A 12931-nucleotide genomic window follows, 5' to 3' on the forward strand; every position below is an offset into this window, starting at 1 on the left:
TAGATGATAATAAAGATTATTAATATTATTAAGGAGAGAATAGGAATTATGATAAAAAAAACAACGGAAGCTATTTTAACGGGGCTCATGGTTTGTCTTTTTGCCTTCCCCGCTTCGGCCCATTTCCAAATGTTCTATACGCCAGAAAGTGCCCTTGAAAAAGGGGAAACCATAGATATGAAACTTGTTTTTACCCACCCTTTTGAAGCTGGACATATTATGGATATGGGTCAGCCAGAGGTGCTATATGTAGTCCATAAAGGCCAAAAGACAGATCTTTTAAAGAATATTAAACCAATCGTGTGGACGAGTCTTACTAATAGTGGAAAAGCCTACGAGCTTCAATACAAGCTTAAGGGGATGGGGGATTATGCTTTTTGCCTTATTCCTGCTCCTTACTATGAAGCCCAGGAGGAACTTTACATCCAGCAAATGACGAAAGTTCTTGTTAATGTAGCGGGTATTCCTACAGATTGGGATGAAGATATGGGGCTTCCTGCTGAAATAGTCCCTCTTGATAAACCTTACGCTCTTTGGACAGGAAATGTATTCAGAGGAATTGTGAAGCGGGATGGGAAACCAGTTCCTTTTGCTGAAATAGAAGTGGAATATCTAAACCATGATCCTATTACGGATAAGAACAGTTTTGCTAAAGAAGCTCATGTAGAAGCACCGCAGGACGCTTTTGTCACAATGGCTGTAAAGGCAGACATGAATGGTTGTTTTACCTTTGGTATCCCAAAAGCTGGTTGGTGGGGATTTGCTGCTCTTGGGGCAGGTCCGGAAAATACACATGATGGCAAAGAATTGAGCCAAGATGCTGTAATTTGGATTCAAGCCAGGGATATGAAATAAATTATTGACCTACAATATAATAAGACAAAGCCATTCTTTTATATTTTAACTCCATTCTATATTCCACGGGATTTCTTTAAAGAATATCTCCTCTTGCAAAGTACTCAAGGCGAGGAACATGTGTTCTCCGCCTTGAGTACTAATAAAATAAATCGCCGAAATCCAATGAAATAACGACGTAAATCAGAGAAATTAGGAGATAATATAAAAAGCATAAAATAGCAATTTAAAGGAGTTTTTCTCCTCTTGAATGTAACATAAGATACATTATAGGACACATTGGAAAACGACTCCCCTTTCAAAAGACCCCCGTATATTTAGGCTAAAATTATGTTTTGCAACCAATAAATAAAAGGCCTATCACTATATAACGATAAGCCTTTTATTTATTCTACGTATGTATCTTATAAAGTATCTAATAAAGTATCTAATATTTTTGAGGTATATTTAGTCGAGATATTCGTAGGAATATGAAGGACAATCTCCCCAAACTTTCTCAAGATTATAAAAATCTCTTCCTTTACGGCTAAAGACATGAACTATAAGGTTCCCTGCATCTATAAGGCACCACTGGGTGCTGCTTCGACCTTCTACTGCTGTTGGGAGTCCCTTCCTATTAAGGGCTTCTTCCGTCACATCTCTCAAGGTCCCCATATGTATATCCGAATTAGCTGTAACGAGAATAAAAGTATCAGCAATAGAAGATTTCCCAGCAACATCTAAGAGGACAATGTCTAATCCCCTTTTATCAGCCAGCGCATCCAGTACAAATCGATATTTTTGAGTCAATTCGGTAGTTTCTATCATACGAGTTTAAATCCCTCCTTTTTGTGCTGTTTATATTGTTTTTTCATTGTAATCTCATTATAAGAAGTTGTCACTATTTATGGGGTAATGCCCCTAGCTTATTTAATATTGTATTTTTATCATGTCCTAAAACGAGAGTTACATAAACAGCTGAGTCATCTAGCTTTAGAAGATTATTGCTAATACCACACATTTCTTGCAGAGCAAGGGCATTTTGTTTCATTTCCGCCGAATTTTTGTTCATTGGATATACAATACTAGAGTAATGATAATCGTAATGTTTTGCATTACCAGTATAAGCTACGTCTATTCCGATTTTTTGAAGTAACGAAGCTGCTTTTTTGCTGAGTCCGGCTTCTCCATCTCCATTTAATATAGCTATTGGAAGGGTCATTTTTTTGACTTGGTCCATAAGATTTTGTTCCGAAGCTGTTTCTAGAGATGGCGCAACGGTATCTCCGTCTAGTGACGGTTGACCAGGAATATCTCCTTCTTGAACTATAGGGCCGCTAAGAAGCGTAGATGCTACACTTAGATCTCCTAGCCAGTAGCTTACATTAGAAATATAGGCGGCTCTTCCTGGGAGAGTAAAGAACGCCATATTTTCAGACCTTAGGTCTCGCAAGTACGACGTTAACTGTACTGCCTGTGTCATTGTTAAGTTTGTATTTACAAGATCTAAGATTTGTTTGGCAAAATCAGGCAATCGAGGCAGCATTTCTGGTGTCTGTACCTTTTTCATTATTGCTTTGATAAATTGCTGCTGGCGTTGCACTCGTCCTATATCACCGAGAGCATCATGTCTAAATCGCACATATTCAAGTGCTGTTTTCCCATTCATATTCTGAAGGCCTTTAGGTATATTGATGTGAAGATTGCCAGCTCTGTCATTGTAGTAAAGCTTTTTTTCCACGTTTATTTCCACTCCGCCAATCATATTAACAATTTGAGGAAAACTTTCATAATTGACAAGAACGTAGTAGTTAACAGGCATTCCCAAATAATTAACGACAGTTTGTTGTAGGAGCTCTACCCCTCCATAGGCGTAGGCATGATTAAGCTTCTGCCAACCATAGCCAGGAATCTGTACTCGAGTATCTCGGGGAAGAGACATGTAACGAACCGTTTTATCATCAATATCTATAACAGCCAATCCGACAGTATCGGAACGTTGGCTGCCTTCTACGTCGTCCACTCCTATCACAAGAATATTAATATTGCCTGTTTCCTGATCATAAGAGATGCTTTCTTTTATATTCTCTGGCTGAGGGGCTACTATGTCATGAAGGCGGAAGAAAACCCCCGCAGCAGCAGAGAGAACAGCTAAAGTAGAAATAAGTATAATTTTGGTGATTTTCATATACCTCACCGCCCAATCCTTTTATATAGCCCTTTTTTGTAAATATATCGTTCTACTAGCTCAGGCATTAAATAACGAACATTTTTACCACTTTCTATTCGTCTTCGTATTTCAGTACTGGAAATAGAAAGCAGGGGAATCTCGAGAGGCACAATATTTCCTTTAAAAATCTCAGGTAATTGTTCTAACTTCCCTACCTGATAGCCAGGTCTGTTCACTGCCACTATGTTGCAGAGGCTAGGCAGCGCAGTATATTCCTTCCATGTGGTTATGTCCAAAACGGCATCTAATCCTGTAATGAAGAAAAACTGAATACTGTCTGGAGCATACCAATGCCTCATTTCTCTCAAAGTGTCTACTGTATGACTTGACTCGTTTCTATCTATTTCAATTCGAGAAACTTTGAAGTGTGGATTATCAAGGGTGGCAAGAAGAGTCATCGTATACCGGTCTTCCGTTGAAGAAACACGTCTCATCTTTTTATGAGGAGGTTTGCCTGTTGGGACAAAAATGACCTCATCGAGATCTAAAGCAAAAAAAGACTCCTCAGCTGCTAACAAATGCCCATAATGGATGGGATCGAAGGTCCCACCCATTATGCCTATTTTTCGCGTTCGAATGACGTGGCCACCAAAGCTCACTCCCACAGTCCTCCGTTTTTACTTTTACTCCATAACTTTATCAGGCTGATATTCAAACTCTACGTCTCCGATGAAAACAGTATCCCCTTCTTGTGCCCCTTCTTGTGCTAGAAGTTCTTCCACGTGGTATTTTTTCAGGAGGCGCGCAAAACGATAAAGGGCATCTTCTTGCTCAAAATCATATTTTTTAAGAGCTCTTTCAAGACCAACATGAACAACACGGAAACCGGAATCATCCGGCAATCTAATTATCGTAACTCGCTCCTCCGCTCCTTTTCTACCCCTCTGAAGAGGCTTTTCTTCTCGAGGAGTTATTGTTTCGAAAAGTCGAGTTTCACTATGAGGTCTTGCATGTTTACGGCAAAGCGTAGCAATAGCATCAATAAACGTTGGAATCCCTTCTCCTGACAAGGCACTTGTGACAAAGTAAAGGACCCCTTGCTTTGTCATAAAGGCCTCTACGTCATGAGAGTTTTTTTGCGCCTGTTCCAAATCTATTTTATTTCCCACAACAACATAAGGCCTTTCCAGAAGACTTGAATTGTAGGCTTCGAACTCATTACAAATAGTTTCCCATTGAGAAATGACCTCTTCTGATGTTCCTGTACTTAAATCAAGAACATGGACTAGAACACGAGTGCGTTCAACATGGCGTAAAAAATAAATGCCTAACCCCTTATTTTCATGAGCTCCTTCAATCAATCCTGGAACATCAGCTACCACTATTCTCTCGTCGTCTACGGCTAAAACGCCTAAATTAGGAGAAAGCGTGGTAAAGGGATAATCGGCTATTTTAGGACGAGCATTTGAAATAGCCGCAAGCAAACTTGATTTCCCTGCATTGGGAAAGCCTACCAGCCCTACATCTGCAATAAGTTTTAGCTCTAGTCGGAGGTTCCTTTCTTCTCCTAGTTCCCCTTTTTCTGCGAATCGAGGAGCCTTTCGCACAGAAGTGGTGAAATGTATGTTTCCTCTTCCTCCTCTTCCTCCTCGAGCAACGACAACCTCGTTTCCGGCCTCTACAAGATCAGCAAGAGGTTCCATAGTATCATCATCGTATATTATAGTACCACAGGGCACAGGAATAATAAGGTCTTTCCCAGATGCCCCAACTTTTTTTTGACCCTGCCCAGGCTGTCCATGCTCTGCTGTAAACTTTTTTTCAAACTCAAAATCAGCAAGGGTGTGAATTCCATCTACGGCTTTTAAAATAATGCTTCCCCCATTCCCTCCATTGGCTCCGTCAGGTCCACCTTTGGGAATAAATTTTTCTCTTCGGAAGCTCAGACATCCGTTTCCGCCTCGTCCGGCTTTTACTTTTATACGAACTAAATCTACAAATTTCATAATACATCACCATCCGTCATGTGAATGAAAAAACAAGGGCCTTACTATAACCGGGCCCTTGTTTTGAGACGGTATAAAAATCACCACTATACAACGCCGTAAACGTTGTAAAAATCTATAGTGTTTCTATAGATACGTATTTCCTGTCACCTTTCGTCTGATACTTTACAACACCAGCTGCCAACGCGAAAAGGGTATCATCTTTCCCTTTCCCTACGTTAAGTCCAGGGTGTACTTTTGTCCCTCGCTGGCGAACAAGGATATTTCCTCCCTTGACGACCTCACCTGCATATTTTTTAATGCCCAGTCGTTTGCTTTCGCTATCTCGTCCGTTTGTTGAACTACCCTGTCCTTTTTTATGAGCAAAGAATTGCAGATCAAAAAAATTGATACGCATTATTTTCGCACCTCCACAATTTTTACATAACCTTTGTAGCTTTTTGATATATTTTCAAGGGACCTGACTACTGTCTCTGCTAGAAGAAGAATTTCTCTCTTATCTGAACGTGGCCAAGATACTTTTATTCGAGTTCGTTGTGTATCTATTTCTATCTTGGTTGATTCCACTTTCGCTATATCGCTCATCCCTAGAGCTAAAGCTTGAATCAGAGCCGAAACTCCAGCACAAACAACATCTTCTCCCGCAGGAGCATATCCAGAGTGCCCCACTCCTTCTACCGAGGTGATCACCCCATTATCTTTCTCTATGGTTACAATAATCATATCCCTTGGGATGATCGCTTACCAACGCTCTTTGCCCTAGGCGTTGATGGAATCTATTTTAATCTCGGTAAAATTCTGACGATGGCCGCGCATACGTCTGTAGTTTTTCTTGCTCTTGAACTTATAAACAAGAATCTTGGGTGCTCGGCCATGATCTACAACCGTAGCGTTGACACTGGCACCTTCAAGATACGGGGTTCCTACGCGGACGTCCTGATCATCAGAAACCATAAGAACCTTATCTAAAACGAGAGAGGTTCCGACTTCTGCGTGGATACTTTCTACTTTAAGAGTGTCTCCTGCTGCTACTCTGTACTGTTTTCCACCTGTTTCTACAATGGCGTACATAATATAAAACATCCTCCTCCCGCTAGGCTTTAATAATAGGGTAGCTTTCGCTTTATAAACCCTGCCCAAGCGTTATTTATACATAAGCTTATGCATTTTACGGTTCTTCGAGCTAGAAGTCAACTCTTCGGAAAGGAGTTTGCGAGCATGCTCTTGTGCTTCAGGAAGAGTTGCGTTCCCAGAGAGCATTCGAGCTATTTCTGCAACCCTTTCTTCTCCATCTATTTCCTTGATAGAGCTTTCATTTCCGTTCCGCATTACGACGAAATGTTGATCTGCCAGTGCGGCTATAGTCGCTTCGTGAGTAATAAGAATGACCCTACATTTCTCTGATAGTTCCCGTAATTTATATCCGGCAAGCACTGCAGCTTTTCCCCCAAGCCCTGCTTCAACTTCATCAAAAATGAGAGTCTCAGGAATTTGTTCTTGAGGGAGGGAGAGTTGCAACGCCAAGAGAAGCCTGCTTAACTCTCCTCCGGATGCGATTTTCATTACAGGACCTGGCGGCATGTCTCCACTTGCCAAGAGGAAAGAAACCTCATCAGCACCTGTACTTCGTATTTTCCCTAGGTCGGAAATTTCTATGGAAAACGTAATACCCTCCATAGCCATAGAAGCTAGAGATGTGTTCATAGCTTTTCCCAGGGAAAGAGCAGCTTCTTCCCTGGCTTTTCGAAGTTCCGCCGCCAGTCGGCTTGCTTCTTTGCGTAATTCTCGAGCGCGGTTTGATACCTTTTCTACCCTTTCGTAGCTTTGAGCTAACCAGGACAAGTTGTCATCTGCCTCTTGGCAATAGGCGATCAGATTCTCTATAGAATCAACCTGTGCGAGACGTTTCAGCTTTCGCAACAACCCTAATTTATTTTCTGTTTTTTCTCGATCCTCTATAAGATCGGGAAGAGGCTGGCTGTCAAGAAAGCCCTGTATTTTTTGCGCCATTTTTTGCAGATGGACAAGGGCTTCGTTCCCCTCAGATTGCCACTCTTGTCCAGCTTCTTTATAACTCGCTGGAAGTTGACCTATGTCTAGACATATATTCTCAAGAGTATCTGCGATTCCTTCTCCCGTCTTTCCACCAGTTATCTGGGCTAATATTTGTTCTAAACGGCCATGAGAGTTAATGAGAAATGTCAGGTTTTCTATCCCCTTTTCCCATATTTGTTCACTATCAGCGTCTGGAGAGAGCGTTCGAAAACTTTGTAATATTTTTTCTGCGTGTTGATAACGAGCGATAATCTCTTTTTGTCGACTTTCCATATCCCGAAGTTCTCGCTCTTTAGAAAGAGCTTCGGTAAATATTACTCTGAGATTATTTTGTATCTGAGCTATATCTTTTCCTCCATAGCTATCAAGAATATGCCGTTGTCGGTCTGAGTCTAGAAGTTCGAGTTGAGCAAACTGACTCTGGATTCGAAGTAAAGCCCCCACGCTTTCTGAAAATGTTGAAAGAGGGACAAGTTTACCTTGGAGAAAGGTTTTTCCTCTCCCGTTACGAGAAAATATCCTTTTTACAAAAAGGTTCCCTTCCTCTGGACAGATATCTTCAGGAAGTTTTAAAGAAGCAGGGCAATAGAAAAGAGCTTGTACTTCGGCCTCGTTTTCCCCAACTTTAATAAGTTCCGATTGAGCTCGTTTCCCTCCTATAAACTCTAACCCTCGCACAATACTGCTTTTACCAGCGCCACTTTCTCCTGTAATAGCGATGAAACGTCCTGAGAGCTGTATAGAGGCTGAATTTAGCCCACCGATGTTTTTTAACGAGAGCTCTTCGAGCACAGGTCTCACTCCTTATCTTCGTAGCGAACAATACCTTGTCCCCATTTGAGTTTTTCATGGAGGAGATCGAAGTATGTTCGTTGTGGAAGAACGATAACTTTCACTACTTTGGTATGGGAGAGGGAGAGCTCTATACGATCTCCTGGTAGAATTTCATAGCCTAGCTGACCATCTTGTGTCAGCATGAGATCGCGATGACTCCCTCGCGGAATGAGATTGATAATGTCGCGCTCCCCTACTATCACAGGCCTTGCGTAAAGAGTATGAGCACATATGGGAGCTAGAACCATACATGGTACATGTGGAGGTACGATGGGACCGCCAGCAGAGAGAGCGTAAGCTGTTGAACCAGTAGGTGTCGATACTATAACTCCATCTGCTGGAAGGGTATTAAAGTAACGATTGCCAATCCTGATTTCTATGGTAATAACGCGAGCAAAGGCTCCCTTCGTAAGCACAAGATCATTAAGAGCATAAAGAGTGTGCTTGCGCCGTTCCTCTCGCCATATAACTCCTTCAAGAATTCTATGTTCCTGAAGAGCGTAGTCACCTCGTAATATCTGTTCTAGATCGGATTCAGCCTCTTCTGGCTTCCCTGAAGCAAGAAAACCCAAGTGGCCCAGATTAATGCCGTAAAGCGGAATAGAATGATTCAAAACATATCGGCTTGCTCTTAAAAAAGTCCCATCTCCACCTATAACAACTGCGAAATTCACCGTCGTTTTCCATATATCATCGGTTGTTGCTGGAACCCCAAGAATAGACGCTTCATGAGGTGGCAATAGGATAGGTATCTCCTTCTTTTTGCCCCACTGTATAAGTCGACAGGCCATGTCGAGAGCTCCTTTTTTCTGTGTGTTGACAAGCATGCCGATATGTCTATCCATCCAGCTTCCCTCCGCATCTCTCTTATGACAATGGTTTATTTCTCATCTAATGTTTTGTGACTTTCCGCTACAATTTGAGTGAAATCTGTATGTAATGACTCGTCTTTTTTCCCTTTTTGGAGGAAGAAAAGAAATTCTATATTCCCCTTGGGTCCTTTCAGAGGAGACCACGTAGCCCCTCGTAGCGAAAGGAGCGTTTGCTTTTCTATAAAAGAGGATAATTCCTGCAATATAGTTTGGTGCAAAAGGGGGTCTTTCACAACGCCATTTTTGCCCAGACGTTCTTTTCCAGCCTCAAATTGAGGTTTTACTAAACATATTATACAGCCATCTTCTTTTAGGAGTTTCTCCATAACAGGCAGAAGAAGAGTTAAAGAAATAAAAGAAGCATCAATAGTAATAAGATCCATCCCTTCTTCAAACTGACCTGGCTCTAAATATCTGGCGTTCGTACGTTCCATGACCACTACGCGAGAATCTGTGCGTAATTTCCATGCGAATTGACCGTAACCCACATCTACAGAGTAGACTTTTAAAGCACCTCTTGAAAGCATCACGTGTGTAAAACCGCCAGTTGAGGCTCCTATGTCCATACAAATTTTTCCTGTAGGGTTGGTATGAAAGATATCAAGAGCTTTTAAAAGTTTATGAGCTCCCCGGCTAACCCATTCTTCGCGAGGTGCATCGCTACTTTCTTTAACTTCTAGAGAAGCATCTTTAGGAAGCATGGTTCCCACTTTAACAATCTGTTTATGGTTGGAAAAAACGCGCCCTTCCAGAATGAGAGCACATGCCTTCGCTCGTGATGGGGCTAGATTTCTTGCCACGAGGAGCTTATCGATTCGTTCCTTTTGTATTTTTCCTATAGCTATTCACCACTCTTTGAGGCGTTAATCCACAAAATTCTCTTTGTTTTTCAGGAGTTCCGTGAGGGACAAAGAGGTCAGGAATTCCTATAGGAATAACCTGTGCTGGCCATGCTTTTTCTGATGCTCGGGCTGCTATGGTCTCCCCTATGCCACCGTTGCTATATCCTTCTTCCAGAACAATTACTATCCGATCAGATTGAAGCCTTTGATCGATGGTTTCCCAATCTAGAGGCTTGATCCATCGAAGATCAAGAATTGTAGGGGCTGGCTCTCCTTGGGCAACGGCTAAATGAGAACTCTCGAAAGCGAGCTGAAGAGTAGCTCCTATTCCCATAATACTCCATTCATTTCCTTCCCCTTGCTGAATAATCTCTGCTCGATAAGGCGGCGGTGGGTTGGGGTTGTTCCTAGAAATTTCTTCGGGAGCTATTCCCCGAGGGTATCGAATGAGTACAGGGGTTGAACGGCTCAGACAATGGTCGAGCATCGCTCTAAGATCAACGATGTCGCGAGGTGCCAGTATCTCTAAATGAGGGATAGATCTTCCCCATGCCATATCTAAAAGCCCATGGTGAGTCTCTCCATCCTCTCCAACGAGCCCCCCTCGATCTATGGCTAAAACAACAGGAAGGTTCTGGAGTGCAATATCGTGGACAAGCTGATCCATGGCTCTTTGCAAAAAAGTCGAATAGATGAAAACTACAGGACGAAGCCCGCCAGCAGCCATCCCCGCAGACATTGTGAGCATATGTTCCTCGGCTATTCCTACATCGTAAAAACGGTCTGGGAAATGTTGCGCAAAGAGGTCAAGGCGAGTTCCATCTTTCATCGCAGCTGTAAGGCATACAATTTTGGGGTTCTTCCTTGCCAATCGACATAGCTCTTCTGTTGCTGCTGCACCCCAACTTATCCCACTTGATGTGGATTTTGAGGGTCTCTTGGCAGAAATGCCATGATAGATACTCGGGTGCTTTTCAGCGCATTCCAGTCCTTTCCCCTTTGTGGTCACTATATGAAGCAAAACAGGTTTATAATACTTTTTTGCCATTTGGAAGACAGTTTCCATTTCCGAAATATTATGTCCGTCAAAAGGGCCCCAATAATTAATATCGAGCTCATCGAAGATGTTGCCAGGCTTAACCAAGAATTTTATCTGATCTCTGAATTTAGATAAAACATTTTCGATGGATTGTCCCTGGGGAAGAGACGCACACGAATCTTTTATATATGTTTTTAAAGCATTGTAGGCAGAGCTTGAACTTAATTTGGCCAGATATGATGCGAACCCTCCTACACGGTGACTGATAGACATCTTATTATCGTTGAGAATAAAAATAACCTTTGTTTTTGCATCCTTCGTGTAATTAAGAGCTTCAAAAGAGAGCCCGTTAAGAAGAGCGCCATCTCCAATAACTGCCACCACATGATGATCTTCTTTTAAAAGATCTCTAGCCTTGGCATACCCGAGAGCCGCCGATAAAGAAGTGCTACTATGCCCTACATCGAAATGATCGCAGGGACTCTCGTCTCTTTTAGGGAATCCGCTCAGGCCTCCCCATTGACGGAGTGTTGAAAACTGTTCTTTCCTCCCTGTCAGTATTTTATAGGCATAAGCTTGATGTCCCACGTCAAATATAATTTTGTCTTGAAGCGGATCAAATTGTCGTAGCAATGCAACAATCAGCTCTACAGCTCCTAAAGAAGAAGCAAGATGTCCTCCATTTTGCATTACTACATCTATAATTTCTTTTCTCAAGTCTTCACAGAGCAAAGAAAGAGCGCCTATAGACATGTCTTTAAGATCTCGATAGTCGTTAACGCGATTGAGAATTTGCATAATTTCTTAAGTGGTTCCTCCTTCTTTCTTGTAGCTTCCTTTTAACAACTTCTTTCAGAAAGGAAGATGGCGAGGTCTTGGAAAAAAGAGGTAGGCATATCTATAAGGTTAAGAGCATCTCTCGCCCTTTCACTCTCTTCCAATGCCCTTCTACGCGCTTCTGCTATGCCCCAAACAGTTACGAACGTGTTCTTTTCTTGTTGGGCATCTTTTCCGGGTGTTTTGCCTAAAACTTTTGCAGTAGCGGTAACGTCAAGTATATCGTCAACAATCTGAAAGGCCAGTCCTAAGTGCTCTCCATACTTTTCAAAAGCATCTACAGCTAAAGCAGGAGCGCCGGCAAGGATAACTCCTACAGTAACAGAAGATTGTATCAATACGGCTGTTTTTTGTCGCGCTATACGGAGAACGAAATCGGCATTATCTTGATAGCTCTGGGGATCGGTGTCCAGGACTTGTCCTCCACAGATACCAGAAGGCCCTATAGCTTGGGAGAATATGGAGAAAGCCTTTATAATTCGCTCTGCAGGGATGTTCCCTCTGTTAAGGTGGAAAAGTGGATATTCAAATCCCCAGGCAAGCAATGCATCACCTGCCAATATGGCCAGAGTTTCTCCAAAGATAATGTGGTTTGTAGGTTTACCACGGCGCAAAGAATCATTATCCATAGCTGGTAAGTCATCATGGATAAGGGAAGCCGTGTGAATCATCTCGAAAGCCAACGCCATGGGGAGTATTTCCTTCCGATCTGCTCCCATGGTTTCTGCGGCTTTAATGCAAAGAATTGGACGAAGTCGTTTCCCTCCAGCCATGAGAGAATATACCATGGATTCCCAAAGACGCGATGGGATATTTTTTGGCTTTTGAGAGCACACGAGGGAAAGTTGCGTATCGACCCATTCCCTTTCCTTCTCAAGTTCTTCTCTGATGAAATTAGACATGGTTATTTTCCCCCGATGATATCTCCCCAGTTGGAATTTCTTCTCCAGAATTTGTCAGAAGGGTTATTTTCTGTTCTGCCTGGGTCAAATAAGCTTGACACTCTTTTACGAGGGACACGCCTCGCTCGAAAAGCTCCAAAGCTTCCTCTAAAGGGAGTTCCTCTTTTTCTAGTTTATGAATAATATCCTGCAGTGCTTCAAGTTTTTCGCTAAAGTTCAAAATAATCCCTCCTTATGGGACGAGTTTTATGAGAAAGAATTGCCCAGAACACCTAACCTGTGATAAAATCCACCTGTTCGATCATTATTTCCTTCGGAGGAGGCGTAGAACTATGGCTAGAGTTTGTGATTGTTGCGGCCGTGGCCCTGTTACCGGGAATGCTGTCAGCCACTCGAATCGTCATACACGGAGACGGTGGCTCATTAATTTACAAAATGTCAAGGTAGATCTAGGTGCTGGTGAGACTCGACGCATGAAGATTTGCACTAGATGTCTAAAATCCGGCAAAGTCAAGCGGGCTGTATAATTCAGCCCGCTTT

15 protein-coding genes are annotated in these 12931 nt (G+C 42.4%); 2 read left to right on the forward strand and 13 right to left on the reverse strand.

Annotated features, from left to right (window positions below):
- Positions 1 to 48 precede the first annotated feature (48 nt).
- Positions 49 to 855, forward strand: coding sequence for a DUF4198 domain-containing protein (locus B3L97_RS09560; protein ID WP_286934993.1), 807 nt, complete (start codon positions 49 to 51; stop codon positions 853 to 855).
- Between the two features lie 447 nt (positions 856 to 1302).
- Here the strand turns inward: B3L97_RS09560 and rsfS are convergent, their stop codons facing one another.
- The 13 genes from rsfS to B3L97_RS09625 form a co-directional block, all read right to left on the reverse strand.
- Positions 1303 to 1662, reverse strand: coding sequence for a ribosome silencing factor (rsfS, locus tag B3L97_RS09565; RefSeq protein ID WP_286846543.1), 360 nt, complete (start codon positions 1660 to 1662; stop codon positions 1303 to 1305).
- A 73-nt stretch (positions 1663 to 1735) separates the two neighbouring features.
- The gene (locus B3L97_RS09570; protein WP_286934994.1) at positions 1736 to 3022 is read right to left on the reverse strand and encodes an LCP family protein; all 1287 of its coding nucleotides are present in this window, start codon (positions 3020 to 3022) and stop codon (positions 1736 to 1738) included.
- 5 nt (positions 3023 to 3027) lie between these two features.
- A complete protein-coding gene (nadD, locus tag B3L97_RS09575; RefSeq protein WP_286846540.1) occupies positions 3028 to 3663 on the reverse strand; it encodes a nicotinate-nucleotide adenylyltransferase in 636 nt (211 codons plus the stop codon).
- Positions 3664 to 3687: 24 nt separating this feature from the next.
- Complete coding sequence (obgE, locus tag B3L97_RS09580) at positions 3688 to 5010, reverse strand: GTPase ObgE (RefSeq protein ID WP_286934996.1); 1323 nt, start codon at positions 5008 to 5010, stop codon at positions 3688 to 3690.
- A 115-nt stretch (positions 5011 to 5125) separates the two neighbouring features.
- Positions 5126 to 5407, reverse strand: coding sequence for a 50S ribosomal protein L27 (gene rpmA, locus B3L97_RS09585; protein WP_286846536.1), 282 nt, complete (start codon positions 5405 to 5407; stop codon positions 5126 to 5128).
- Complete coding sequence (locus tag B3L97_RS09590; protein ID WP_024822329.1) at positions 5407 to 5733, reverse strand: ribosomal-processing cysteine protease Prp; 327 nt, start codon at positions 5731 to 5733, stop codon at positions 5407 to 5409. The genes rpmA and B3L97_RS09590 overlap by 1 nt, the downstream gene beginning before the upstream one ends.
- 36 nt (positions 5734 to 5769) lie before the next feature.
- A complete protein-coding gene (gene rplU, locus B3L97_RS09595; protein ID WP_024822328.1) occupies positions 5770 to 6081 on the reverse strand; it encodes a 50S ribosomal protein L21 in 312 nt (103 codons plus the stop codon).
- Positions 6082 to 6153: 72 nt separating this feature from the next.
- Entirely contained in the window at positions 6154 to 7857 is a 1704-nt protein-coding gene (locus B3L97_RS09600; RefSeq protein WP_286846533.1) for an AAA family ATPase, read from the reverse strand.
- 5 nt (positions 7858 to 7862) lie between these two features.
- Positions 7863 to 8744, reverse strand: a complete 882-nt coding sequence (locus B3L97_RS09605; protein WP_286846531.1) for an NAD(+)/NADH kinase — start codon at positions 8742 to 8744, stop codon at positions 7863 to 7865.
- Between the two features lie 35 nt (positions 8745 to 8779).
- Positions 8780 to 9571 carry a TlyA family RNA methyltransferase gene (locus B3L97_RS09610; RefSeq protein WP_286846529.1) on the reverse strand — a complete coding sequence of 264 codons (792 nt, stop codon included), beginning with the start codon at positions 9569 to 9571 and terminating at the stop codon, positions 8780 to 8782.
- A 7-nt stretch (positions 9572 to 9578) separates the two neighbouring features.
- Complete coding sequence (gene dxs / locus B3L97_RS09615; protein WP_286934997.1) at positions 9579 to 11450, reverse strand: 1-deoxy-D-xylulose-5-phosphate synthase; 1872 nt, start codon at positions 11448 to 11450, stop codon at positions 9579 to 9581.
- 41 nt (positions 11451 to 11491) lie between these two features.
- Positions 11492 to 12391: a polyprenyl synthetase family protein gene (locus B3L97_RS09620; RefSeq protein ID WP_286846525.1), complete on the reverse strand. Its 900-nt coding sequence runs from the start codon at positions 12389 to 12391 to the stop codon at positions 11492 to 11494.
- Entirely contained in the window at positions 12384 to 12611 is a 228-nt protein-coding gene (locus B3L97_RS09625) for an exodeoxyribonuclease VII small subunit (protein WP_024822322.1), read from the reverse strand. The genes B3L97_RS09620 and B3L97_RS09625 overlap by 8 nt, the downstream gene beginning before the upstream one ends.
- 112 nt (positions 12612 to 12723) lie before the next feature.
- Between B3L97_RS09625 and rpmB the strand changes: the two genes are divergently transcribed.
- Positions 12724 to 12918, forward strand: coding sequence for a 50S ribosomal protein L28 (gene rpmB / locus B3L97_RS09630; RefSeq protein ID WP_084043892.1), 195 nt, complete (start codon positions 12724 to 12726; stop codon positions 12916 to 12918).
- Positions 12919 to 12931: the final 13 nt, after the last annotated feature.

The organism is Aminobacterium sp. UBA4834 (assembly GCF_002400205.1).
GTDB lineage: Bacteria > Synergistota > Synergistia > Synergistales > Aminobacteriaceae > Aminobacterium > Aminobacterium mobile.